This window comes from Sinomonas terrae (assembly GCF_022539255.1).
Classification (GTDB): Bacteria; Actinomycetota; Actinomycetes; order Actinomycetales; family Micrococcaceae; genus Sinomonas; species Sinomonas terrae.
In genome coordinates, this window is sequence record NZ_JAKZBV010000001.1 from 1,385,733 (window position 1) to 1,410,208 (window position 24,476).

Sequence of the window (24,476 nt, forward strand, 5' to 3'; positions counted from 1 at the left end):
ACGGCGGCTGGCTAGCGCCGTCGTCGTCCTCGCGCGCCTGCTCGGCAACCTAGACTTGCACCATGACCGAGCAGCCCCGTGATGACGCCCGCCTCGACTCGGATGAGATCGAAGCCGGCGACGAATACGACCCGACCGCGAGTTCCCTCAAAGGCAACGTCGATCCCGCCGTCATGAAGGAGCTGCTCTCCATCCGTTCCAGCATCGACAATTTCGATGCGACACTTGTCTTCCTTCTCGCGGAGCGGTTCAAGGTTACCCAGCGGGTCGGCTGGCTCAAGGCCAAGCACCACTTGCCGCCTGCTGACCCCGACCGGGAAGCGGCGCAGATCGCGCGCCTCCGGCGCCTCGCAGAGGACGCCCAGCTGGACCCGGCCTTCGCGGAGAAGTTCCTCAACTTCATCATCAGCGAGGTCATCCGGCATCATCAGGCGATCTCGGAGGACCATCACGCGCGGCAGAGCCCTGCGGGCCCGGTGGACAGTCCCGCCGACGAGACTGGCCCGACGGATCAGGCCTGAGGAATGTCGTCAGAGGCGACCGCGCCGGCTCAGGTCACGGCCACTGCTCTCGGCGAGTGGCCCGGGACGGACCCCGTCGAAGCAGAGAAGGCCATTCGCGGCGAGCTCGGCAGCCCGCATCTGCCGTTCCTCGCCGAACTGCCCGAGCGTGGCGTAGGCTCCGACGCGGTGGGGCGCACCGCGAGCCTCCTCGTGGACCTCTATGCCGACGTGCAGCCGCATGGGTGGCGGCTCGTCGAACGTCCTGGGCGTGACGCTTCGAGGGCCGCGTCGGCGCTAGCGACCGATCTCAACGTGCTGGCCGATGTGGCTGGCGCCGAAGAGTCTCACGCCGAGGGGCTGCAGGTCCGAATACTGGGGCCGCTGAGCCTCATGGCGGGCCTGTACCTCCGCAACGGAGAGCGAGTTCTCGTCGACTCGGGGGCGCGACGGGACGTCGCCGAGTCGCTTGCGGCGGGGGTTGCGGCATTTCTTGCACGTGTCCGCGCCGCGGCGCCGGGCGCGCAGCTCACGGTGCAGGTTGCCGAGCCCGACGCAGCTCAAGTCCTCGCGGGCCTGCTCCCGACCGCGAGCGGCTACCAGACCCTGCGCGCCGTGCCCGCAGCCGAGGCGAGGGGCGCTTGGTCCCAGCTCGTGGACGCTTTGCGCGATAGCGGGGCCGAGCAGGTCATTGTCCAGACGCCGGCGTGGGAGGCGCCGATCGAGCGCATCCTCGAATCGGGCGCGGACGGCCTCGCGCTCCCCGCCGAGTCGCTGAGCGTCGCACAATGGGAGGCTCTCGCGGGGGCCGTCGAAGGCGAGGCGAGGGTCTGGCTCGGCGTTCTTCCGCTCGACGTTCCGCCAGCGGCAACCACCCACGATATCGCGGACCGGCTGCTCCGGCCCTGGCGGCAGCTCGGACTGCCCGAGAGCGCACTCGGGGCCGTTCGGGTGACCCCCGGCGGAAGCCTGAGCGGTGTGTCACCGGAACGGGCGACGGCGGCTCTCACCCGGCTCGTGAAGCTCGCCGACGCCGTCAACCAGCTGGCCTTCGGCTGACCGCTGCAGGCCTTCTTCCCGGGCCTAGCCGCCGCTGGCCTGCTCGCCGCGTCGGCGGAGATGCGCCTCGGTCAGTGCGTCCATCTCTTCGTCGCTCAACTCGTCGAAGCTGCGAGCCTCGCGCCGGTCGCTGCGGCTGAACCGCACGAACATGAGGATGATGAGCGGGAGATCCACGATCTCGGCAATGAACCACAGAAGATCGCCCGCGAGCTGCTGGTCGCGGATGGGGGAGGGGAACCAGCTCGGCGCGCCAGCCGACCACTGGGTGACGCCGTCGAGCACTGTGTCGTTGAGTCGCAGCGCGATCCCGGGAACGGCGTCTGCCAGGAGCTCGATGAACACGTAGACGAACTCGAGCATGATGAAGCTCGAGGTCCGCTGGAAACCCTCGGCCTCGGTGATGGGCAGTGCGAGCAGGAGTCCAAGCAGCGGGACGGCGACGCTCAGGGCTCCGCTCACGACCCCATTGGCTCGGTACGTGTACAGGAGCGGCGTGAGGAACGTGCCGAAGAATGCGAGACCGAGAATCGGCGCGACGAAGGCGTTTCCGAGGATCCGCATCGAGCGACTGCCCATGACTGCATCGAGCCGCTCACGGCCTCGGTCGGCGAGGGCTGCCCGTGCGAGGCTGAGAGGCCTCCCGAGCCCTGCGAGCGGCGGGAGCACGAAGAACACGAGCGCGAGCTTGAGCGTGAAGGCCCAGCGGAGCTCGCGGCCGTAGGCACCCGTGAAGCCGCAGGTGAGGACAAGATATGCGGCGATGCCGAAGATGTAGAAGCAGAGGATCCGCCAGAGAGGCCAACTCACACCGCGGCGGTGGGCCGAACGGAGCCCAATGCCGTAGAGCACCGCAGCGACCACCGCAAGGGCCAGAGCAGCGGGATCGAGCGTAACGGTGGTCAGGAGGGTGGAGACGGGCGGCACTCTGACGATTGTAGGCCACGTGGCTGGGACGCCACGTGGCTGGGACGCCGCCGAATGGCCGGCCTGCCGGACGGACCGTCGCGGCAACGCGCGAGTCGCCAGCGCTAACGCGGGAGACGGCTGCATTGATGCCCAGATTAGAATGGAACAGCGCACGCGCGGGCGTGCCTGAACGGCCCGCAGTGGATTGTGCGGGAAAGTGGAAAGCATGAAGGCACGCATTCTGGTTATAGACGACGACGAGGCCCTCGCCGAGATGATCGGCATCGTGTTGCGCAATGACGGGTTCGAGCCCGTCTTCTGCGCGGACGGGGGAGAGGCTCTCGACGTCTACCGTGCCCAGAAGCCCGACCTCGTGCTGCTCGACCTCATGCTTCCCGGCCTCGATGGGATTGAGGTGTGCCGCCGGATCCGTGCAGAGTCCGATGTTCCCATCGTCATGCTCACCGCCAAGTCGGACACGTCTGACGTCGTGCGTGGGCTGGAATCGGGTGCAGACGACTACGTGCCGAAGCCCTTCAAACCCGCCGAGCTCGTCGCTCGGGTCCGCGCACGGCTGCGACCGGGCGAAGCCAAGACGCCGGAGACGCTTCGGATCGGCGACGTCTCGATAGACGTCGCGGGTCACACGGTGAGGCGCGGTGACGCGCCGATCGCCCTCACGCCGCTCGAGTTCGACCTGCTTGTAGCGCTCGCCCGCAAGCCGTGGCAGGTGTTCACGCGCGAGCTTCTGCTCGAGCAGGTCTGGGGATACCGGCATGCAGCCGACACCCGGCTCGTTAACGTCCATGTACAGCGTCTTCGTTCGAAGATCGAACGTGACCCCGAGGCCCCGGAAATCGTCCTGACTGTCCGGGGCGTCGGCTACAAGGCCGGGACGTAGACCGAGGCGGAGATGGAACAGCAGGAGGACCGCCGGGCACAGGCCCGCGAGTTCGCGCGCCGTGCGCAGCGCCGCGGAGCTCTCGCCGCCCGTCGCGCCCGGATCTCCTCCGCACGTCTGCGGCGAGGCGGCCGGGGGTACCTCCGGCGTGTGCTCCGCGTCCCGGGCCGGATCCGTTCGGCTCTCGCCCGGCGGTGGCGGCGCTCCCTGCAGTTTCGCACCGTCTTCATCACGCTCGTCCTCGCGTGCGCCTCGATCTTCGGCGTCGGGATCTATCTGTCCAACCAGATAGCCAACAGCCTCTTCCAAGAACGGCTCACGCAGGCTGAGGTCCAGACCCGCCAAAGCGTGACGCAGGTCCAGGAGACGTTCGACGGTGCCCAGGTGAGCGACCAGCAGGGCGTCCTGAAGCTCGTCAACGACACGTTGGCCACCCTTGAAGCACGGGAGTCGGGCACCCCACGCCAGTACGTGTTCCTTGCTGTCCCGAACCAGGACCAGCCGCGCAACCAGTGGGTGGACAGCCGTGCGTCGTACCTCAGAACCGAGAACGACATCCCCCAGTCGCTGCGCCAAGCCGTCGAAGGGTCCCAGCGGTCGGAGCAATTCTGGGAGTCGATTCCGCTCACGGTCGACAACACGATCCACCCGGCGATCGCGGTGGGCAACAAGGTCACCTTCGGCGGCACAGTCTATGAGCTCTACCTGCTGTATGACATCCAGTCCGCGCAGGAAACGCTCGACGAGATGCAGAACGTCCTGTGGTTCGGCGGCGTCTTCCTCCTCCTGCTCATCGGCGCGATCGTGTGGATCGTGACCCGCAGCCTCGTCAGCCCCGTGAGCCACGCGGCTGCCGTTTCAGAGAAGCTAGCGGCGGGCCAGCTCGAGGAGCGCATGGCGGTCGAAGGAGAGGACGAGGTCGCTCGTCTCGCGAAATCCTTCAACCACATGGCGACGAGTCTCCAGGAGCAGATCAACCAGCTTGCAGCGTTGTCGCAGATGCAGCAGCGGTTCGTCTCCGACGTCTCCCACGAGCTGAGGACCCCGCTCACGACAGTGCGCATGGCTGCCGAGGTGCTCTATGACGCACGCGAGCAGTTCGACCCTGTGAACAAGCGGTCTGCCGAGCTTCTCTACAACCAGGTCGAGCGCTTTCAGGCGCTTCTCAATGACCTTCTCGAGATCTCGAGATTCGATGCGGGAGCAGCCCGCCTCGACGTCGAACCACAGGACATCGTCGCCGTCGTGCGAGCTGTCATCGAGACCGCCGCACCGATTGCCGTCTCCTGCGGCTCCGAGGTTCGGCTGTATACGAGGGCCGGGAGCATCGTCGTCGACATGGACGCGCGGCGTATCGAGCGCGTGCTCCGCAATCTCCTCCTCAATGCGCTCGAGCACGGCGAGGGCAAGCCGGTCGAGATCTTCGTCGCGGCCAACGCCGACGCGGTCGGGGTTTCCGTGCGCGATCATGGCATCGGGATGTCGCCGTCAGAGGCAGCGCGCGTCTTCGACCGGTTCTGGCGCGCGGATCCCGCCCGGGCACGCAAGACGGGCGGCTCGGGCCTCGGGCTGTCCATCGCCACGGAAGACGTGAAGCTGCACAACGGTTGGCTGCAGGCTTGGGGACGGCGACGCGAAGGTTCGTGCTTCCGGCTCACGCTGCCCCTGCACGCTGGTGGGACGATCGTCGAATCGCCTGTCGCCCTCGACCCGGGCGGCGCGCTTCCCCTCGTCCGCGGGGCCACCCGCGATGTGGTCGTGGGGACCACCGCACTGCTGAATGCCGGACCGCCATCCGCCAGCCCGCCATCCGCCGATGTACCCCGCGAATTCGGAGGCCGAACGCCGTGAAGGACCCTTCGTCGTCGTCCGTTTCGGCGCACTCCACGCGCTTCGGGCGCGTGCTTCGTTGGGCAGCCCTTGCCTTGGTCGCCCTCCTGACCGTGGCCGCCTGCGCCCAGATCCCGACGGCAGGACCGGTCGGCACAAGCAACGACGGCGGTTCGGCGATCGGAAACGCGCCGCAGTACATCCCACCGGGGCCTCAGACGGGGGCCTCGCCCCAGTCGATCATCGAGGGCTTCTTCAATGCGGGCTCGGGCTATCAGAACGACTTCACTGTCGCGCGGCAGTTCCTGGCGCCGGCCAATGCCGTCTCGTGGAAGCCGAGCCAGCGGACGCTCGTCTACCGGGGCAGTGCGACAGTCGTTCCAGCAGGGCGCCCGAACGCTTATCGCTATGAGCTCGATGTCGCGTATTCGGTGGACCAAGACGGGATCATGACGCAGTACCCGCCGGGGACCAAGCAGGCGATCGACGTGGAGCTCACGCAAGTCGACGGGCAGTGGCGGCTCTCCAAGATTCCAGACGGCACGGCCATTCCCGAGGAGACATTCAAGGTCTTGTACCGAGCCTTCTCGATCTACTTCTTCGACCCGACGTTCAGCGTCCTCGTTCCCGATGCGCGCTGGTTCATCGACAATTCCGGCATCGCGAAGTCCCTCGTGAGCGCACTCATTGCGGGCCCCGCGCCGTATCTCAAGCCAGCGGTCGCGAGCGCGTTCCCACCGGGGATCCAGCTCGAGCGCGAGTCCGTGCCCATTGTCAGCGGCGTCGCCCAGGTCGACCTGACGCCTGAGCTGCGGGACGCGTCCTTCACGGATCGGCAGCGCATGCACAGCCAGCTGGTGCGCACGTTCGCGGCGCTCCCATCGGTCGGGGACGTGTCGCTGAGGACCAACCAGACCGAGGTCGCGATCCAGGATCCCTCAGCGCCGCGGCCACCAGACCCGCTCGTGGATCCGAAGGTCCCGGCCTGGCAGGTCGGCATCGCCGACGGCCAGCTCGTGCAGTATGGTTCGAAACAGGCCTCCAAGATCGATGGCGTCGCCTCGGTCTCACAGCTGGATCCATCGGATCCCGCCGCCGCCGCGTCCCTGCACGTCTACGCGTTCCTCGGCGACGATGGCAGGAGCCTGTATTCGATCATCCCGGGCCAGCCGGCGCGGCTCCTGGACTCGGGGCAATCTCTCGTGCCGCCGTCGATCGCGCCTGACGATTGGGTATGGTCAGCGCTGCCGGACTCCGGCAGTCCCGGGCAGATCGTTGCCTTCAAGCCGATCGGAACCGGTCAGAATGCGACGGTTCCGCACGCGACAGTGTCGGCGCCGTGGCTTGCGGGGCGGACGGTGAAGTCCCTGCGCGTCTCCCGCGACGGTGTCCGCGCGCTGGTTCTCTCCGAGGCAAACGGCCAGACCCTTCTTCAGGTCTCGGGCATCGTCCGCGGGGCCGACGGCACGCCCCAGGCGCTCACGAACCCCATCACCCTGCCGGTCACGGCAAAGAACCCCGACGTCGCGCTCTGGGTGGACGAATCCACCATTGTCGTCTCCGAAACCTCTTCCACCGCTCAGGTCGCCCCTGAACTCGTGAGCCTTCAGGGCGGCGAGCCGCGCCAGATCTCCCCGCTCACCGGAATTCAATCGCTCTCGGCCGGAAACGGGGACACGGCGATTTACGCGATGACTCCGAACGGCATCTATCTCCTGGTCCGCACCTCGTGGACCGAGCAGGGCAAGGGCGCCACGGAGCTCTCCTTCGCGGGATGATTTTCTGCTCTGACGACGGGTTCTGTCGTCTCCGCAGCTTTCCATTGCCCCTCCACAGAGCCAGCCGGGGCGTTTCGTCCACACGGCCATGAGGGCCGCCTGGAGCGAAATCGCGGCCGGGGCAGCATAGAGCGATGTCCAGTCCCTCGCGGCACGTCGCTCCGGTGACCGGTGTCCTCCGCCGGGTTCTTGCGATGGTCGGAGGGGGCGCATCTGCCCTCCTTTCGCTTGTTGTGCCGGTCGAGTGCGCCGCCTGCCGAGCGCCCGACACCGTTCTCTGTGCGCCTTGCGCTCGGAGGCTTCGGCGGGCGACGTCGGTTCCCGCCCGGTGCGAGGACCTCGCCCCCGCGCTTCTTGAGTACGACGGCGGCATCCTGGTCGCCGCGGTGGCGGCGGGGCTCTATCGGGGCGAACTCGCGCATGCTCTGCTGGCCTACAAGCGTCGTGGATCGCCGGACCTTCGCGCCGAACTGGCCGCAGCCCTGGGCCGTGCGTTGCGAGCGGCCGTTCCGGAGTCTCGTCCGGGGGCTGCGGTCTGGCTGGTCCCTGTGCCCACGAGCACTGCGGCTTTCATCCGCAGGGGATTCGACCCCGTCCAGGAGCTACTGCGGTGGCTTTCGCGACACAGCCTGTTGCCGCACGGTGTGCGATGCGTGGCAGCGCTCGGGATGCGTCGCACGGGGGTGGCCGCAAGCCTCCGAAACATGCTGAGTGCGAGGCTTTCGGGCTCGGGAGGGGGCCAGAAGGGCCTAGGGCGGAGGGACAGAAGGGCTCGTCTGGCGGGGAGCTTTCGCGTGCGGACGCCCCTGAGGGCGCGATACGGGGGAATGGGTCTGGCGCTGGCGCTGGCGCGTCGGGCGGGCCCCGTGTCTCGATGCATGGCGGGCGAAGCCGTCGTCATCGTCGACGATGTGCTCACCACCGGCGCCACGCTTCGGGAGGCCGCCCGGGCTCTCGAGGACATCGGCGCCGTCGTGCTTGGCGCAGTTGTCGTGGCGGTCGTTCCCGGAGCGGGACGCACCGACCCGCCTCTTTCGCGCTCTGAGCGGACATGAAGTGAATTTCAGGGCAAGAAGGGGTGTGCAAACGGTGACGATCAACTAACGTCGGTACTAGGTTCCAGGCTGAGGGGAACCTCTCGATAGCGGCTCAGGAAAGGGGCTCGACTGTCAAGCAGCGGCCCCCACGAGCCCCCGTCGGGCTGACCGAGTAGTCTTCTGGAGGGCACCATGGAGTTCAAGATCAGCGGGCGCAACCTGACTGTGTCGGACCGGTTCCGCGAGTACGCCACCGAGAAGCTCGAGAAGATCGAGAACCTTGCAGACAAGGTGCAGCGTGTCGACGCCAAGTGCTCGAAGCAAACCAGCACCCGATCAGGTGGAGATCAGCTCACTGTCGAACTCACCGTCACAGGACGTGGGCCGGTGATCCGAGCGGAGGCGACTGCCCCGGACAAGTTCGCGGCCTTCGATCTAGCGTACGGAAAGCTCCTTGAACGCTTAAGGCGGGTGAAGGACAGGCGCAAGGTGCACCACGGCAAGCACACTCCGATCGCCGTGAAGACGGCGACCGCGTCCCTCCCCGTTGTCAGTGGGAGCGCCCCGATCTATGTTGGCGAGCCTATTCAGACTCAGGACCATCAAACTGAGCCCGACAGCCAGTCGCCGTATGAGGTGGAGAACGACATTCCAGCAGGCGATTCGCCCGTTCTGATCCGCCGCAAGGTCTTTCCCGCGGCAACACTGACCCTCGATGACGCGGTTGACAACATGGAGCTGGTCGGCCACGACTTCTATCTGTTCATCGATGCCGAAACCAATACACCGTCGGTCGTGTACCGTCGTCGGGGGTGGACATATGGCGTGATCAGCCTTGACCAGGCGTGCGAGCCGGGCAAGGCCGCGGTCGAGGACCGCATCCTCGCCTATCGTTCCGACGATGAAGGAGCGGTCGTCCACTGACGGCGCGGAAGGAGAGCTGGTGGGCGCTGCCCTGAGCCTTTCACAGGCCCGACGCATCGCCCTCTCCGCACAAGGACTTGTAGGACCACGGCCCAAGGCCCCCGTCACGGCGAGGGCCTTGGGCCGGACCTTTGACAGGCTCCAGCTCGTACAGATCGACTCGGTCAACGTGCTGGTCCGCAGCCACTACCTGCCATTCTTCTCTCGGCTCGGTCCCTATGAGAGGGAGAGCCTCGACCGCATGTCGTCGCGAAGCCCCCGGCGAATGGTGGAGTACTGGGCGCACGAGGCTAGCTTCATCAAGCCCGAACACTTCGAGGCGCTCCGACTCTGGCAGAAGCGTGACTGGGTCGGCGCCTCGAACCTCGACCCCGGAGTGCGGGACGAATTGACCGAGCGGATTCTGAGCACGTTGGCGTCGAGCCGGCCGCTCACGGCAGCGCAGCTCACCCAGCGTCTCGGGCACGTCGAGGAACGGCGGACCGACAACTGGGGCTGGAATTGGAATGCCGTCAAGCGCGTCGTCAGCCATCTGTTCGAGCAGGGCGTCGTGAGCTCGGCGGGCCGCACGGCGTCGTTCGAGCGACGCTACGCGCTCACCGCAGCGGTCATGCCGCCCGTGAATTCGGGAGGCTGGTCGCAGCCCGATCGGACTGGTGCCCTCGGTCAGGACGAGGCAGCGCTCATCCTGACGCGCGCCGCGCTCCGTGCCCACGGCATCGGCACTGTCAGATGCTTCGCCGATTACTTTCGCCTTCCCGTCAAGGCCACCGAGGCCGCGCTCGCGGAACTCGTGCGCACGCGCGAGGCTGAGTTGGTACAGGTCCAGGACTGGGGCCATCGGCTCTTTAAAGACACGGCGGCGAGCATTCCGAGAAGCGCTACGGCACGAGCCCTCTTGAGTCCGTTCGATTCACTGGTATTTGAGCGGCGCCGGCTCGAGAAGCTCTACGGCTTTCACTATCGGATTGAGATCTACACTCCCGCCGACCGTCGACGATACGGCTACTACGTGCTGCCGTTCCTGCTGGGCGAGACGATGGTGGCAAGAGTCGATCTGAAGGCCGACCGCGCTGGCGGAGCCCTCCTTGTCCACGCTGTCCATGGCGAGGCGGACGCCCCGGCGGAGACCGCCGTCGAACTCGCACAGGAGCTGCGCCTCCTTGCCGACTGGCTCCAGCTCTCGGAGATCGTGGTGGGTGCCGAGGGAAGTCTCGCGACGGCAGTAGCCCAGTCCCTCCACGTACGGACGGTCGAAGCGTCGGCAGTCGAGGTGAGGGAAATGGCGGCGTTCGCAGCGGAGGTTCGAGCGGTGGGGAACCCGGATACGCCGATGCGCGTGTCTCCCGTAGACTGATAGCCGCCCGCAATACACGGCGTTGCGGGCTCACGCCATTGACAAGGGAGCGAAAGCCACGTGGCAAACCTTCTCGAGAAACTCCTCCGGAGCGGCGATCGCCGGATCCTGAAGCAGCTTCGCGTCTATGTCGACGCGACCAATGCTCTCGAGGAAGAGTTCAAGGGATTCACGGATGCCGAGCTCCGTGAGGAGACCGACCGGCTCAAGGCACGCTACGAGGACGGCGAGAAGCTCGACGACCTCATTCCCGAGGCGTTCGCCGCTGTGCGAGAGGCGGCGGGCCGTACCCTCGGCATGAGGCACTTCGATGTTCAGCTCATGGGTGGCGCCGCCCTGCACCTCGGCAACATCGCCGAGATGAAGACCGGTGAAGGCAAGACCCTCGTGGCCACCGCGCCCGCCTACCTGAATGCGCTCACCGGCAAGGGCGTCCACGTTGTCACCGTCAACGACTACCTCGCCGAGTACCAGTCCGAGCTCATGGGACGCGTCTACCGCTTCCTGGGCATCTCGAGCGGCTGCATCCTGGCGAACATGGACCCGGCGGCGCGCCGGAAGCAGTACGAAGCCGAAATCACGTACGGCACCAACAACGAGTTCGGCTTCGATTACCTCCGTGACAACATGGCGTGGGACAAGAACGAGCTCGTCCAACGCGGGCACCACTTCGCGATCGTCGACGAGGTCGACTCGATCCTGATCGATGAGGCTCGTACCCCGCTCATCATCTCGGGGCCTGCCCAGGGGGATGCGAACCGCTGGTACTCGGAGTTCGCGAAGATCGCGCTGCGCCTCTCGGAAGGTGACTACGAGGTCGACGAGAAGAAGCGCACGGTCGGCGTGCTCGAGCCGGGCATCGAGAAGGTCGAGGACTACCTCGGCATCCACAATCTCTACGAGTCCGCCAATACGCCCCTGATCGGCTTCCTCAACAACGCCATCAAGGCGAAGGAGCTCTTCAAGCGGGACAAGGACTACGTCGTGCTCGACGGCGAGGTTCTCATTGTCGACGAGCACACCGGGCGCATCCTTCCCGGGCGCCGGTACAACGAGGGCATGCACCAGGCGATCGAGGCCAAGGAAGGCGTCGAGATCAAGGCCGAGAACCAGACGCTCGCGACGATCACGCTTCAGAACTACTTCCGCCTCTACGAGAAGCTCTCGGGCATGACCGGTACGGCAGAGACCGAGGCCGCCGAGTTCATGAGCACCTACAAGCTTGGTGTCGTGCCGATTCCGACCAACAAGCCGATGGCGCGCGCCGACCAGTCCGACCTCGTCTACAAGAACGAAGTCGTGAAGTTCGACGCGGTCGTGAAGGACATCTCGCGCCGCAACGCGAAGGGCCAGCCCGTCCTCGTCGGCACGACGAGCGTGGAGAAGAGCGAGTACCTCTCACAGGCTCTTGCCAAGGCCGGGGTGCGCCACGAGGTGCTCAACGCGAAGAACCATGCCCGGGAAGCGGCGATTGTCGCGCAGGCAGGCCGGAAGGGCGCCGTAACTGTCGCGACCAACATGGCAGGCCGAGGCACCGACATCATGCTCGGTGGCAATGCGGAGTTCATGGCCGTCGCGGAGCTGGCCTCTCGCGGACTCGACCCCGAGGAGGACTCGGAGGCCTACGAGACCGCGTGGCCGGGGGCCCTCGAGGAGGCCCAGAAGGCCGTCAAGGAGGAGCACGACGAGGTTCTTGAGCTTGGTGGACTCTACGTGCTCGGCACCGAAAGGCATGAGTCCCGGCGCATCGACAACCAGCTCCGAGGCCGTTCTGGCCGTCAGGGCGATCCTGGGGAGTCACGCTTCTACCTTTCGCTCACGGACGACCTCATGCGTCTCTTCGGCACCGGCGGAGCCGAGCGGCTCATGGCGAGCAGCCTCCCCGACGACACGCCCCTCGAGTCCAAGCTCGTCTCGCGGGCCATCCAGTCGGCTCAGGCGCAGGTCGAGGGCCGAAATGCCGAGCAGCGCAAGAACGTCCTCAAATACGACGACGTCCTGAACCGCCAGCGTGAGGCCATCTACGGCGACCGGCGGCGAATCCTTGAGGGTGACGACCTGCACGAAAAGGTCCAGTTCTTCATCGAGGACACCCTCACGGCGATGATCGAATCGTCGACTGCCGAGGGCAACGGCGACGACTGGGACTTCCACGCCCTGTGGAACAACCTCCGCACGCTGTTCCCCGTCACGATCACACCGCAGGACATCATCGAGGAAGCGGGCGGCAAGGCTCGCGTGACCGTCGAGATGCTCAAGGAGGAGATCCTCTCGGACGCGAAGCTGGTTTACCAGCGGCGAGAACAGGAAGTCGGCTCCGACAACATGCGCGAGCTCGAACGACGCGTTGTCCTGTCCGTCATCGGGCGGAAGTGGCAGGAGCACCTCTACGAGATGGATTACCTCAAGGAGGGCATCGGGCTTCGCGCCATGGCCCAGCGCGATCCGCTCGTCGAGTACCAGCGCGAGGGTTTCGCGATGTTCCAGACGATGATGGAGGGCATCCGCGAGGAGTCCGTCAGCTTCCTGTACAACCTCGAGGTCCAGGCCGCGCAGGCTGTTCCTGAGGGAGCGCCTACAGAGGCATCGCCGGTCGAAGCTCCCGAGCGGCCGGCTCAGCTGCAGTACAGTGCTCCCGCGGAGGACGGTTCAACCGAAACTCACGTCGAGCAGGCCCGCTCAGGTAAGGCATCCCAGAACGGTTCACGCGGCAACCGGTCGGGCGCCACGGGGCCCTCATCCGATCAGCAGGCACCGAGGCGGGCGAAGAATCGCCGTCGCTGATTCAGCCGATTTCGAGAGCTGTAACGCGCCACCCGCCTCCGCTGACGTTTTCGAGCCGAAGCGCAACTGCACGGCTGCGCAACCGGTCCGAGACGACAGCCGAGGCTTCATAGACACCGGGAGACACGAGGGCAGCCCGAGCCGAGGTCACGGTCGAGGCGCGATGAGCCCGCGCCGCTCTGGACCGGGGCGTCTCCGTGTCGATGCGACCGAGATTCGCCCGGAGCTGGAGCCTCGCCAGCAGGTCCCGTGGCAGCCAAGGCGCAAGCTGCTGGACCGGTCGTTGCCCGGCGAGGACTTCCACTGCCGCACCCGTGATGCGCGCCGCAAGCTGTTCCACGGAGTGACGTTCGGTGCTCGAACCGACCGCATGGAGCGCGCGTGGGGGCAGCGGCGCCGGCGGGCCTGCGAGGGCTGAAGTTCCATCGACGCCGACGCTGGCGCGGGGAGGCGCAGCGATTGCCGCGCCAGGTCGAGTTACGTCTCTGCTCATCATGATTCCTTCGTTCTGACACGCGGCGGCTGGAAAGTGGTTCGACGTATCAATTCGGTGGGACGAGCAGCTGGCCTGGACGGAGCAGGTCTGGATTGTCGCCGATCACTGCTCGGTTCGCCTCGAACCAGCGAGGCCAAGCCTCGGCGACGTCGACGGCGTTAGCCCCCGGGCCCAGATGGCGGGCCGCGATGCTCCAGAGCGAGTCCCCCGGGCGCACCTCGACAGCGGACGGAGGACGCGCCGTCGTCCGCAGCTCGGGGCGCGCCAGCGGACCTGGTGCCGTGGGCTCGATCCGTGGCGCCCATGCTTCTGGCTGGACGGTCGATTCATGATCCTGCACGTCGTCGCGAGTGTCGGCTGGAGCCGCGGAAGGTGCGACGTTGTCCGAAGAGACCTCGAGCGGAGCGGTGGCCTGCCACGCAGGGTCGAGCGGTGGCTCAGCCGCGTGGGCCGCGGGACCCACGGCGAGCGTCGCCCCCAGAACGGCCAATGCGAGTCTCCGCATGAAGGCGGGAGCTGCAGCCCCTGCCCACCGGGCTGCACGCTGCTGTCCAGCAGCGTGCAGCAGGGCGGCCACCGCCGCGAGCGTCATGGTGAGAAGCCACCAGGCCACGATGACCAAGCCGAGGGCGCTTGCGCCTAGCCCCACCAGGGCCTCGGCGTTGGAAGTGCTCCCGTTCGAAGCGATCGCCTGCCCGCTCGCCGCGAGGACGAACCCCATCATGAGAATGACCCCTGCTGCTGCGGCGTCGCTGGCCACAGGCGCTATTTCCGGCTTCATCGTTCTCCCCCCACCTCGGATGTCGCCTTCGATCAAGTTTGATGCCTTTTGACATCGTTTGGCGCGATGGGGCAAGTCTGACCATTTTCGACAAGTACTGTCCACCCGCGCCCCGCCGGCGATTGCTCGGGATGCCTGCCACGCCTAGGGTGAGGCCATGCGTTGGGGGAGCCTTTTCGATGACCTGGAAGCACAAGTAACGGCGGCCGAACGGGCCGCTTTCGAGTCAGGTGTCAACGAGCTGGTCCGGGCTGAGCAGGGGGCAGTCCCTCTGGTCGACCGTCTGCGTGCGCAGTCGGCTCCCGTCGAATTCACCCTTCGGAGCGGGCTTCGCTTCCAAGGGCGGATCATGGAGCTGGCGGAGGAATGGTGTGTGCTCGAGGCAGGCCACCGCAGTGTTCTCGTGCCCATGGCGGCGGTCGCCGCGGTGAGGGGAGTCGGCAGGGAGACGGTAGGGGAAAGCTCTGCTGTCAGGCGCTCGCTCAGCATTCGTACGGCATTGAGGGCCCTCGCCCGCGACCGCTCGCGCGTGGTCTGCCACCTTGCCGCGTCTTCAGGCGAGCCGCTGGCCGAGAACGGCGTGATCGACGTGGTGGGGCGCGACTACTTGGAACTCTTCAGCCTCGGAGAATTTTCGTCACTTAGGGGTAGGCGCAGCCGCACGCTTGTCCCGTTAGACTCGCTCGTCGCAGTGGTTTCGCAGGCGTGAGGTCAGGCCTCGAACCTGGGGCTCGAACCCGGGCCGGTAATTCATGGTTGGGGCGACCGAGAGCCCTGCTGCTCGGCGACCATGCGTTCGGTCCTCGCGTAGCTCTCTTGGATGTACTCCTCGAGCTTTACCTCTTCGACTCGCCACTGGCCACGACCGCCAACCTGTATGGCCTTGAGCTCCCCGCTGCGCACTAGGGCATAGGCCTGAGCGGCGCTGATCTGCAGCTGTTCGCAGACGTCCGCGAGAGTGAGGAAGCGAGGCATAGGCCTATCCTGCCAGCTAGAGACGCGGTTTGACCGATATGCCCACGATTTGGCGTGGTTTGACCCGTCCTGTTGGAGCTTGGAGACCGAGGTCGGACGATGGTCTTGGGGCCCGGCATGGGCGGCCAAAAAGCCGACATTGGCGGCCGAAAGAGTGGGCTGTCTGGGGGAATGACGCATGAGCAATACTGGAACGCCGTCCGGCCTGCGACTGCGAAGGCCGTCCTGGAAGGATCCGAGGCTTCTTCTGGGCGTCATTCTGGTTCTTGCCTCGATCGCGGGAGTGGTAGGTCTCGTAAGGGCTACTGAGACGACTATCGTCGTCTACGCGGCCAAGGATGACATTCCCGTAGGGCAGTCGGTGAGCTTGGAGCAGCTCATGCCGGTCGAGGTGAAGCTCGGTGCAATAGCCTCCCGGTACCTGGCGGAGGGAAGCGTCCAGAGCGGACGAGTCGCCGTCCAGCGCGTTTCCAAGGGCGACCTTGTCCCGGCTTCGAGTCTGGGATCGGCCGATCTCCTCGGCCGGAGTCCCGTTGCCATCAGCCTCCAAGAACCACTTCCCGCCGAGGCGGTGGCGGGCACGCGCGTCGATGTCTGGATTGCACTGCCGGACGGCCGAAATGGGTTTGCGGAACCGAGACTCATCATTCCGGCAGCGGAGATAGCCCACCTGCAGACGTCTGCTTCAGGTCTCGGCGGTCCTAGGGAAACGCTGGTCCATGTGCTCGTCGACGCCGAGAAGCTGCCTCAGCTGCTCGGAGCGCAGGCCAACAAGGCCAAGGTTTCGGTTGTCTGGAATCCTTCAGGACGCGCACGGTGAAGGTTCCCATCGCCGTCATCGGTCCTGACTTCGGAGATGTCGGCGAGCGGCTTGGTCGGAGGGGACATTCTGTTGTCGTCGTCAGGGAGTGCGATGAGCTCGCGGAGCTGATCGCTGCATGCCAGAGCGGCGCGGCTCGCGTCGCGGTGGTGGCTGGCGGTACAGCCGATGTCACCATGACGCTCGTCGACCGGCTCCTCGCCGTCGGGGTGGGGATCGTCTGCCTCACGGACGACGACGGTGAGAGACGTCGCCTTGATGGTCTGGGAGCGTTCGCCGCTTCCGTCGATGTACCGGCAGAGGGATTCGAGGAGCTCGTCGCCGCCGCGGCAGATCATGCGACCGGCCCGGATGCGATGCGAGCCTCGTCTTTTTCCTTTGTGGGCGCGCTCCCGGCGGCCACTGCCGTCGGCAGGCCTCGCTCAGAGGTCCAGAGCCGAGCCGCGCACGGGGAAGGAACCGGCGAAGAACCGAGCGAGCCGCGGGGCCGGATTATGGCGTTCTGGGGACCCGTCGGATCTCCCGGGCGCACGACACTCGCTGTGAATGCGGCGGCGGAGCTGGTCGCCCAGAACCGGAAGGTGTTCCTCATCGACGCTGACACCTATGGACCAAGCGTCGCGCCGCACCTAGGACTGCTCGACGAATCGGCGGGCCTCGCACAGGCGTGTCGGGTGGCAGACCAAGGCCAGCTCGATTCTCAAGCACTCGACCGGCTTGCCGTTCCCGTCGTCACCCAGGGTGGAGAGCTCCGCGTGCTCACCGGCATCACGAGAGCCGACCGATGGAACGAGCTGCGGGCGGCATCCCTCTCAGCCGTCCTCGACGCCGCTCGCCGCACGGCGGATGACGTGGTGGTGGATGTCGGTTTCTGCGTCGAGGCGGACGAGGAGCTCTCCTTCGACACGATGGCACCCCGGCGCAATGCCGCGACCCTTAGGGTGCTGGAGATGGCGGATCGACTCGTGGCCGTTGGCTCAGCCGACGCAATCGGCATGCCACGACTTGTCCGGTCCATCGACGAACTCGCTGCCGCTGTGCCTAGCGCGAATCCGGACATCGTTTTCAACAAGGTGAGGAGGAGCGCTTTGGGCCGATTCCCCGACAGGGCTCTGCGCGACGCCTGGGAGCGCTTTGGGCCCGCTCGGCCGATCGTCGGGCTCGTTCCCTTCGAAGAAGAGACGGTGGATGCAGCTCTCCTTTCCGGCCAGACTCTGCTGGAAGCTGCCCCTCAGAGCCCGGTGCGACGAGCGATCGCAGACCTCGTCTGTTCGCCCGTCCAGCGAAAACGAAGATTTGCTGTACCAAGTGCTAGGGCAGGCGTACGGAGACCGCGCTAGGCTCGATTCAGCGTTGCAACGCGGCAGCGCAGAACTCGTTCCTCTGGAGGCGATTTTCACCGTGTCGACCGGTACCGCGCAGGAGACACCGTTCCCAACGGCCGAGCAGGAAGCCCGCTTCCTGGCGGACTATTACGAGCATCTCGCCGAAGAAGACAGGCAATCGTACCCGGCAAGCACCCTTGCCCAGCGTGCACGTCATCACCGGGCCCTCGCCGAGGAGAGGAAGCCGGGCGAGGCCAAGGTCGAGGTGATCGACGAGGGCGGACGCAGCATCGTCTACATCGTGACGGATGACATGCCGTTCCTCGTTGACTCGGTGAGCGCCGAACTCGTGCGCGAACGCTGCGCTATCCATCTGGTAGTGCACCCCATGTTCGTCGTCACCCGCCAGCGGAACGGGGGCTCTCTGGTCGAGGTGCAGCGTGTCCCGGCCCAGTGGGGGCTCACGAGCGGTGACACGGCTGCTCTCCCGAAACTGAGCCATCTCGTGGCTGACAGTGATCTCACGACCCACATGGAGTCATGGATCGCCATCGAGATCGACCGCGTTCCGGGCGCTCGCAAGGCTGAGCTCACCGAGGGCCTCCTCCGTGTCCTCGCAGACGTGCGCGCAGCGGTGGACGACTGGCAAGCCATGCGTTCGAAGGCTCTCGAGATCGCCCGTGGCCTCGACAATGTTGTCGGCGGCGAGGACATCCCGGACCTCAAGCCGACTCAAGAGCTTCTGCAGTGGCTTGAGGCGGGGAACTTCACCTTCCTCGGATATCGCGAATACGACCTCAAGAAGGAGAACGGCGAGGACGTCCTCGAGCTCGTCGACGGCAGCGGCCTGGGTCTGCTGCGGGGCGATGGCGCCCACGCGCTTCAGCACCTCACCGCCGAAGGTCAGGCGCACGCCCGCGAGCGCCGGGCGCTTGTGATCACGAAGGCGAACTCGCGCAGCACAGTCCATCGGCCTGCATACCTCGACTACATCGGCATCAAGCGCTTTGATGCCCAGGGCAAGGTCGACGGCGAGCGTCGCTTCATCGGCCTCTTCGCATCATCGGCTTACACGCAGTCCGCGAGCAGCGTCCCGATCGTCAAGGACAAGATCGAAGCGGTCATGCGTCGCTCCGGGTTCCCGGCGGATTCGCACTCCGGCAAGGACCTCCTCGCGATCCTCGAGACCTACCCGCGTGACGAGCTGTTCCAGATGAACGCGGACCTTCTCTTCGACACCGTCACCCGTATCCAGCTCCTTCAGGAAAGGCGCCGCACTCGGCTCTTCCTCCGTCCGGATGTCTACGGGCGGTTCATGAACGCCGTCGTTTACCTCCCGAAGGATCGGTACAACACGGCGGTCCGGCGCCGGATCGAGGCCGAGCTCGAGCGGGAGTTCCACTCGGACCAGATCGACTACGACGCTCACCTCAGCGATTCGGCCTTGGCTCGCCTCTACTTCCGCATTCGCCTTCCCAAGAATGCGGACGTGGCCTCCGCTGACGCTGTGGCGCTCGAGCAGCGACTCGTCACGGCTACGCGATCGTGGGCCGAGGGGATCGCCGAGGCCCTTCACGAGAATCGGCCCCTCGACGAGGCTGAGCACCTCGCGGCGGTGTGGCAGGACGCGTTCCCCGCCTCGTACCGGGTCGACTACAGCATCGAGGACGCGCTCGAGGACATCGAGCGGTTCGAAAGGTACGCGGAGGAGCGGGCCGCGGCGGAGAAGGAGGAGGGCGAGGAAGTCGCTGAGCGTCCTTCCGTCCGCGTCTACGTTCCCGCCGGGGTGGGGGCAGAGCTCGAAGAGGACGCACGCGTCAAGCTGTACCTCCTCGAGCCGAAGAGCCTGAGCCAGATCCTGCCGTTCTTCCACAATCTGGGCCTCGAGGTGCTCGACGAGAAGCCCTTCGAGATCGAGACGGCAGATGCGAGGGACTTCTTCCTCTATGACTTGGGGCTCAAGTACCCAGCCGGGATCGATCCCCTCGCCACCGGTCAGCTCCTCGCCGATTCGTTCAGCTTGGCGCTTTCAGGGGAGACCGAGTCCGATTCATTGGACCGCCTCGTGCTCCGCGAAGGAATGCGGTCCCGGCAGGTAGTCATTCTGCGCAGCTATGCGAAGTACATGCGCCAGATGGGGAACACGAACTCGCTGGGCTTCATCTCGGACACCCTCCTGGCCAATCCCGCCGTGACCCGCCGGCTCGTCGCACTCTTCGAGGCTCGGTTTGACCCGAGCCTGGACGAGGAAGCACGTGGGGCGTCGATTGAGCGGCTCCGCGAAGAGCTCTCCGAAGCTCTCGACCAGGTGCCGACGCTCGACGCTGACCGCCTTCTTCGCACGTTCATCAACCTCATCGAAGCGTCGCTCAGGACCAACTACTACCTCGGCAAGTCCTACCTCAGCATCAAGCTCCGCCCGTCGGAGATCGAGGGCTTGCCGTCGCCGAAGCCCATGTTCGAGATCTGGGTCTACTCGCCTCGGGTTGAGGGCGTCCACCTCCGCTTCGGCAAGGTGGCGCGTGGAGGCCTCCGCTGGTCGGATCGCCGGGAGGACTTCCGGACCGAGATCTTGGGTCTCGTCAAGGCCCAGGTGGTCAAGAACGCTGTCATCGTGCCGACCGGCGCCAAGGGAGGCTTCTTCGCGAAGCGACTGCCGAACCCGTCGCTTGACCGGGCCGCCTGGCTCGCCGAGGGCATCGAAAGCTACAAGACCTTCATCCGCGGACTCCTCGATCTCACCGACAATCGGGTGTCGACGCCGGAGGAAGGCGAGAGCATCATCCCACCCTTGGGCATCGTCCGGCACGACGACGACGATCCCTACCTCGTCGTCGCGGCCGACAAGGGAACGGCGAGCTTCTCCGATATTGCGAATGGGATTTCGGCCGAGTACGGCTTCTGGCTCGGCGATGCTTTCGCCTCCGGCGGTTCTGTCGGCTACGACCACAAGGCGATGGGCATCACTGCGCGTGGTGCGTGGGAGTCCGTCAAGCGACACTTCAGCGAACTAGACGTCGATACCCAGAACGAAGACTTCACCGTCGTCGGCGTGGGGGACATGTCGGGCGATGTGTTCGGCAACGGGATGCTGCTTTCGGAACACATCCGGTTGGTCGCGGCGTTCGACCACCGCCACGTGTTCCTGGACCCGAACCCCGACCCGGCTTCGTCCTTCGCGGAACGGGAACGGCTCTTCAAACTTCCCCGCTCGTCTTGGGACGACTACAACAAGGAGCTCATCAGCACCGGTGGCGGCGTCTACCCGCGCACCGCGAAGTGGATCCCCGTCTCCGAGGAAGTCAGGGAAGCGCTGGGCCTCGCCGAGGGAACGAAGCAGCTGAGCGTCAACGAACTGCTGCGGTCCATCCTCCTTGCGCCGGTCGACCTGCTCTACAACGGCGGTATCGGCACGTACGTCAAGGCGAGCAGCGAGACAAATGCTCAGGTCGGGGACAAGGCCAACGACGCGATCCGCGTCGACGGACGGGACCTACGGGTCAAGGTCGTCGGTGAAGGTGGGAACCTCGGCTTCACCCAGCGCGGCCGCATCGAGGCGGCGCTGCAGGGGGTCATCCTCAACACGGACGCGATTGACAATTCCGCCGGCGTCGACTGCTCGGACCATGAGGTCAACATCAAGATCTTCGTCGACCGCATGGTCGCCGCCGGTAAACTCGCCTCCGACGAACGGGCAGAGTTCCTGGCCTCGATGACGGACGAAGTCGGTCAGCTGGTTCTGCGCGACAACATCGATCAGAACATCCTCCTCGTGAACGATCGAGCCCTTGTCGCTCCTTTGAGTCCGGCACTCGAGCGGCTGATGGACTGGCTCGAAGTGCATGCGGACCTCAACCGCGAGCTCGAGGCGCTTCCGACAACGGCCGAGCTTCATCGACGACTCGATCAGGGCCAGGGCCTCACTTCGCCGGAACTGTCTGTGCTGGCGGCCTACGCGAAGATCGAGCTCACCGAGTCGCTGCGGGAAAGCGACCTTGCCGACGATCCGTGGTTCAGAGCGACACTCCGGAACTACTTCCCGGCTGAACTTCGTGAGCGGTTCGGGGACGAGCTTGACCTCCATCCACTGCGTCGCGAGATCATCGCGACGATCATTGCGAATGACATGGTCAATATCGGCGGCATCACCTTCGCGTTCCGTGCGATCGAAGAGACCAGTGCAACGGACGCTACCGTTGCGAAGGTCTTCGTGGCCCTCCGCGAGGTCTACAAGCTCGACGAACTGATCGAGTCCGTCAACAGCCTCCCGGCGTCGTTCCCGACAGAGCATTGGACCACGATCCATCACGACATCCGGCGACTGCTAGACCGCGCCGTCCGATGGCTCATTCATCAGGGGACGGGCAACCACACCATCGGCGAGGTCGTCGAACTCTATGGCCCGACGATGAACGCTCTGCGCTCGCGGCTCCTCGATTTCCTGCGCGGACAGGACGCGGATCGGGTGCGGGAGTGGCTCGAACGGGGTCTGTCCTGGGGTCTCCCCGAGCAATTCGCGCACCGCTGGGCCGAGCTCTTCGAGAGCTACGCCCTCTTGGACATCGCACGGCTGTCCCAGACCTCCTCCGAATCGGTCGAGGAAATCGCAGGCGTCTACTACACAGTGTTCGATCGATTCAACGTGGATGCGTTGCTTGAACGAATCACGGCGCTCCCGCGAAAGGACCGCTGGCAGGCGCTCGCTCGGGCAGCCCTCCGTGATGACCTCTACAGCACCGTCGCGGACATGACGAGATCGATCATGGAGATGTCCCCGGCAGGGGAATCGCCCGAGGAGCGGCTCGCTGCTTGGGAAGCCGAGAACGCCGAATCGCTCAGCCGCGCGTCCACCATGTTCCAAGAGGTCAATGCGCTCGAGAGCGACGACATGGCTTCGCTCTCGGTAGCATTGAGGCTGCTCCGGTCGATCGTTCGCCACTAGGCACAAACGCGTCGGAGGCCGCGCGGGTGGCAACACCCGCGTGGCTGGCTCTTTCTCTAGTGACAAGGCGGTAGCGTGGCGCTCTTCACGGACACGATCCGGGAGCAGGCTGATTTCGGTCCGGGCGACGCCGAGTGGCTCCATCTGCTGGTCGGCGATTGGCAGCTTGTGGCCGACTTGGCGTTTGCGGACCTGGCCCTGTGGTTCCCGGATCCAAGCGAGGGCTACACCGCCTTGGCGCACGTGCGCCCGTCGACGACGCACACCGTGTTCCACGAGGACATCGTGGGGGAGCGTATCCGAGGCGACCTCAGGCCTCTCGTCGACCGAGCATGGAACACGCAGTCAATCGAGCGCAGCCACGAGACGAGCTTCAATTCGGAGATGGCTCTGCGCGTCGAGGCCGTCCCGTTCGTCCGCAATGGGCGTACCCTCGCGGTGGTCACCTCGCACATGGACCTCTCGAGTTCGCGCATGCCGTCGCGCCTTGAACTGACGTACCGTCAGTGCGCGTATGACCTCCTCCGAATGGGAACGCTAGGGCTCTGGCCCGACTTTGCGTCCCCGACGGGTTCACGGCGAGGCGCGCCTCGGGTGGGGGATGGTCTCATCCGCCTCGACGCCGAGGGGATCGTCCAATACGCGAGCCCGAACGGTGTTTCGGCGTTCCGTCGGCTGGGCGGTTTCGACTCGCTTGAGGGGCGTTCGCTGGCCGAACTCACGACCAATCTGCTCAAGGACCGTCGGCTCGTCGACGAGACGCTTCCGCTCGTCGTGACGGGGCGAATGCCGTGGAGGAGCGAGATTGAATCACGCGGGGTGAGCCTCTCCCTGCGTGCCATTCCACTCCGCGATGAGCGCGAGCGATTCGGCGCGCTCGTCTTGTGCCGCGACGTTTCCGAGTTGCGTCGGCGCGAGATGGAGCTTGTCACCAAGGACGCTACGATCCGCGAAATTCACCACCGCGTGAAGAACAACCTGCAGACCGTCGCGGCCCTCCTGCGGATGCAGTCGCGGCGCATGAAGAGCGAGGAAGGGCGCCAGGGTCTCGAGCAGGCGATGCGACGTGTGGCGACGATTGCCCTAGTCCACGAGACCCTCTCCCAGGGGCTCGCGCAGAACGTCGACTTCGACGAGCTCATCGACCGCCAGTTCCGACTCTCGGCTGAAGTCGCCACGGGAAATCAGCACGTTGCAACCGAGCGCGAGGGAGAGTTCGGCGGTCTGCCGAGTGATCTCGCCACTCCGCTTGCCCTCGTCATCAACGAACTCGTCACAAATGCCGTCGAGCACGGTCTCGAGGACCGTTCCGGCACCGTATGGCTCATAGCGCGGCGTGGGGTCGACAGCTCAGGTGAGGAGACCCTGCAGGTCACCGTCGCGGACGACGGCGTGGGCATGCCTGAGCAGCAGAACCGCCACGAAGGCTTGGGCCTCCAGATTGTCCGTACCCTCGTGACGAGTGAGCTCGGGGGATCCATCCATTGGGGGCCGAGGGCTGGCGGCGGAACAGAAGTGACGATTACACTCCGGCCTGGCCGCAGCTGATCTTCTGCCCAGCAGACGGTGCCTTAATGCGAAACCGCCCGCCGAGCATTCAGCGCGGCGGGCGGGAACGTGTTCTGCCAGAGGCTCTGGTTCGCTCAGTTGGCTCTGGCTCTATGGGCTAGTTCTGGCTCTATGGGCTAGTTCTGGCTCTATAGGCTAGGTCTGGCCCGAGGGGTTACTCGATGGGTTAGGAGGCGCGGCGAGCCCGCGCAGCGCGACGCTTGAGGGCGCGGCGCTCGTCTTCGCTCATTCCGCCCCAAACGCCTGCGTCCTGACCCGACTCGAGGGCCCACTGAAGGCAGGTGTCGATCACCGGGCATCGACGGCAGACGCTCTTGGCCTCCTCGATCTGAAGGAGTGCCGGACCGGTATTCCCAACGGGGAAGAACAGCTCGGGATCCTTGTCGAGGCATGCAGCACGATCACGCCAATCCATGGTTCTTGAAGTACTCCATTCCGGGGGAACGCGACCTTTGTGAACTTTTTCACGAGGCGTCCCAAAGCAAAGGG

The 24,476-nt window shown here is 65.7% G+C and carries 19 protein-coding genes; 14 read left to right on the plus strand and 5 right to left on the minus strand.

Annotated features, from left to right (window positions below; translation table 11 throughout):
* Positions 1 to 62: 62 nt before the first annotated feature.
* Entirely contained in the window at positions 63 to 521 is a 459-nt protein-coding gene (locus tag L0M17_RS06480; protein WP_241053045.1) for a chorismate mutase, read from the plus strand.
* Between the two features lie 3 nt (positions 522 to 524).
* The gene (locus tag L0M17_RS06485; RefSeq protein WP_241053046.1) at positions 525 to 1,559 is read left to right on the plus strand and encodes a uroporphyrinogen decarboxylase/cobalamine-independent methonine synthase family protein; all 1,035 of its coding nucleotides are present in this window, start codon (positions 525 to 527) and stop codon (positions 1,557 to 1,559) included.
* 24 nt (positions 1,560 to 1,583) lie between these two features.
* Here L0M17_RS06485 and L0M17_RS06490 read toward each other — a convergent pair whose 3' ends face one another.
* Entirely contained in the window at positions 1,584 to 2,486 is a 903-nt protein-coding gene (locus L0M17_RS06490) for a cytochrome c oxidase assembly protein (protein WP_241053047.1), read from the minus strand.
* Between the two features lie 208 nt (positions 2,487 to 2,694).
* Here L0M17_RS06490 and mtrA point away from each other — a divergent pair, with 208 nt between their 5' ends.
* From mtrA to secA, 7 genes are all read left to right on the plus strand, one after another.
* Positions 2,695 to 3,369, plus strand: coding sequence for an MtrAB system response regulator MtrA (mtrA, locus tag L0M17_RS06495; RefSeq protein ID WP_241053048.1), 675 nt, complete (start codon positions 2,695 to 2,697; stop codon positions 3,367 to 3,369).
* A gap of 12 nt (positions 3,370 to 3,381) precedes the next feature.
* Complete coding sequence (mtrB, locus tag L0M17_RS06500; protein ID WP_241053050.1) at positions 3,382 to 5,220, plus strand: MtrAB system histidine kinase MtrB; 1,839 nt, start codon at positions 3,382 to 3,384, stop codon at positions 5,218 to 5,220.
* Positions 5,217 to 6,977 (plus strand): LpqB family beta-propeller domain-containing protein, encoded by a 1,761-nt coding sequence (locus L0M17_RS06505; RefSeq protein WP_241053053.1) that lies wholly within the window; start codon positions 5,217 to 5,219, stop codon positions 6,975 to 6,977. Before mtrB ends, L0M17_RS06505 begins: the two co-directional genes overlap by 4 nt.
* 878 nt (positions 6,978 to 7,855) lie before the next feature.
* Entirely contained in the window at positions 7,856 to 8,032 is a 177-nt protein-coding gene (locus L0M17_RS06510; protein WP_241053055.1) for a phosphoribosyltransferase family protein, read from the plus strand.
* Between the two features lie 174 nt (positions 8,033 to 8,206).
* Positions 8,207 to 8,938 (plus strand): ribosome hibernation-promoting factor, HPF/YfiA family, encoded by a 732-nt coding sequence (gene hpf, locus L0M17_RS06515; RefSeq protein WP_241053056.1) that lies wholly within the window; start codon positions 8,207 to 8,209, stop codon positions 8,936 to 8,938.
* 19 nt (positions 8,939 to 8,957) lie between these two features.
* Positions 8,958 to 10,295 carry a winged helix-turn-helix domain-containing protein gene (locus tag L0M17_RS06520; RefSeq protein WP_241056337.1) on the plus strand — a complete coding sequence of 446 codons (1,338 nt, stop codon included), beginning with the start codon at positions 8,958 to 8,960 and terminating at the stop codon, positions 10,293 to 10,295.
* Positions 10,296 to 10,355: 60 nt separating this feature from the next.
* Positions 10,356 to 13,079, plus strand: a complete 2,724-nt coding sequence (secA, locus tag L0M17_RS06525; protein ID WP_241053057.1) for a preprotein translocase subunit SecA — start codon at positions 10,356 to 10,358, stop codon at positions 13,077 to 13,079.
* 1 nt (position 13,080) lies between these two features.
* Here the strand turns inward: secA and L0M17_RS06530 are convergent, their stop codons facing one another.
* Together L0M17_RS06530 and L0M17_RS06535 are read right to left on the minus strand one after the other, a co-directional pair.
* Positions 13,081 to 13,575 (minus strand): Rv3235 family protein, encoded by a 495-nt coding sequence (locus L0M17_RS06530; protein ID WP_241053058.1) that lies wholly within the window; start codon positions 13,573 to 13,575, stop codon positions 13,081 to 13,083.
* A gap of 46 nt (positions 13,576 to 13,621) precedes the next feature.
* Positions 13,622 to 14,356, minus strand: a complete 735-nt coding sequence (locus L0M17_RS06535) for a LysM peptidoglycan-binding domain-containing protein (RefSeq protein ID WP_241053059.1) — start codon at positions 14,354 to 14,356, stop codon at positions 13,622 to 13,624.
* 349 nt (positions 14,357 to 14,705) lie between these two features.
* Here L0M17_RS06535 and L0M17_RS06540 point away from each other — a divergent pair, with 349 nt between their 5' ends.
* The gene (locus tag L0M17_RS06540) at positions 14,706 to 15,065 is read left to right on the plus strand and encodes a hypothetical protein (RefSeq protein ID WP_241053060.1); all 360 of its coding nucleotides are present in this window, start codon (positions 14,706 to 14,708) and stop codon (positions 15,063 to 15,065) included.
* 41 nt (positions 15,066 to 15,106) lie between these two features.
* On the opposite strand, the gene L0M17_RS06545 is transcribed toward L0M17_RS06540, so the two are convergent.
* Positions 15,107 to 15,331 carry a helix-turn-helix domain-containing protein gene (locus L0M17_RS06545; RefSeq protein WP_241053062.1) on the minus strand — a complete coding sequence of 75 codons (225 nt, stop codon included), beginning with the start codon at positions 15,329 to 15,331 and terminating at the stop codon, positions 15,107 to 15,109.
* A 178-nt stretch (positions 15,332 to 15,509) separates the two neighbouring features.
* Between L0M17_RS06545 and L0M17_RS06550 the strand changes: the two genes are divergently transcribed.
* The 4 genes from L0M17_RS06550 (at position 15,510) to L0M17_RS06565 (ending at position 23,966) form a co-directional block, all read left to right on the plus strand.
* On the plus strand, positions 15,510 to 16,151 hold the full coding sequence (locus L0M17_RS06550; protein WP_241053065.1) for a CpaB family protein: 642 nt from the start codon (positions 15,510 to 15,512) through the stop codon (positions 16,149 to 16,151).
* A complete protein-coding gene (locus L0M17_RS22665) occupies positions 16,148 to 17,491 on the plus strand; it encodes a CpaE/TadZ family protein (RefSeq protein WP_241053067.1) in 1,344 nt (447 codons plus the stop codon). Before L0M17_RS06550 ends, L0M17_RS22665 begins: the two co-directional genes overlap by 4 nt.
* Positions 17,492 to 17,552: 61 nt before the next feature.
* Positions 17,553 to 22,418 carry an NAD-glutamate dehydrogenase gene (locus L0M17_RS06560; RefSeq protein WP_372497995.1) on the plus strand — a complete coding sequence of 1,622 codons (4,866 nt, stop codon included), beginning with the start codon at positions 17,553 to 17,555 and terminating at the stop codon, positions 22,416 to 22,418.
* 75 nt (positions 22,419 to 22,493) lie between these two features.
* On the plus strand, positions 22,494 to 23,966 hold the full coding sequence (locus L0M17_RS06565; protein WP_241053068.1) for a sensor histidine kinase: 1,473 nt from the start codon (positions 22,494 to 22,496) through the stop codon (positions 23,964 to 23,966).
* Between the two features lie 187 nt (positions 23,967 to 24,153).
* On the opposite strand, the gene L0M17_RS06570 is transcribed toward L0M17_RS06565, so the two are convergent.
* Complete coding sequence (locus L0M17_RS06570) at positions 24,154 to 24,402, minus strand: WhiB family transcriptional regulator (protein ID WP_043127419.1); 249 nt, start codon at positions 24,400 to 24,402, stop codon at positions 24,154 to 24,156.
* Between the last annotated feature and the right edge of the window lie 74 nt (positions 24,403 to 24,476).

Bases quoted from the DNA above. Each gene is read 5' to 3' on its own strand.
- L0M17_RS06480 (WP_241053045.1), top strand. From the start codon at position 63: ATGACCGAGCAGCCCCGTGATGACGCCCGCCTCGACTCGGATGAGATC.
- L0M17_RS06485 (WP_241053046.1), top strand. From the start codon at position 525: ATGTCGTCAGAGGCGACCGCGCCGGCTCAGGTCACGGCCACTGCTCTC.
- mtrA (WP_241053048.1), top strand. From the start codon at position 2,695: ATGAAGGCACGCATTCTGGTTATAGACGACGACGAGGCCCTCGCCGAG.
- mtrB (WP_241053050.1), top strand. From the start codon at position 3,382: ATGGAACAGCAGGAGGACCGCCGGGCACAGGCCCGCGAGTTCGCGCGC.
- L0M17_RS06510 (WP_241053055.1), top strand. From the start codon at position 7,856: ATGGCGGGCGAAGCCGTCGTCATCGTCGACGATGTGCTCACCACCGGC.
- hpf (WP_241053056.1), top strand. From the start codon at position 8,207: ATGGAGTTCAAGATCAGCGGGCGCAACCTGACTGTGTCGGACCGGTTC.
- L0M17_RS06530 (WP_241053058.1), bottom strand. From the start codon at position 13,575: ATGATGAGCAGAGACGTAACTCGACCTGGCGCGGCAATCGCTGCGCCT.
- L0M17_RS06535 (WP_241053059.1), bottom strand. From the start codon at position 14,356: ATGAAGCCGGAAATAGCGCCTGTGGCCAGCGACGCCGCAGCAGCAGGG.
- L0M17_RS06540 (WP_241053060.1), top strand. From the start codon at position 14,706: ATGGAGCTGGCGGAGGAATGGTGTGTGCTCGAGGCAGGCCACCGCAGT.
- L0M17_RS06545 (WP_241053062.1), bottom strand. From the start codon at position 15,331: ATGCCTCGCTTCCTCACTCTCGCGGACGTCTGCGAACAGCTGCAGATC.
- L0M17_RS06550 (WP_241053065.1), top strand. From the start codon at position 15,510: ATGAGCAATACTGGAACGCCGTCCGGCCTGCGACTGCGAAGGCCGTCC.
- L0M17_RS06570 (WP_043127419.1), bottom strand. From the start codon at position 24,402: ATGGATTGGCGTGATCGTGCTGCATGCCTCGACAAGGATCCCGAGCTG.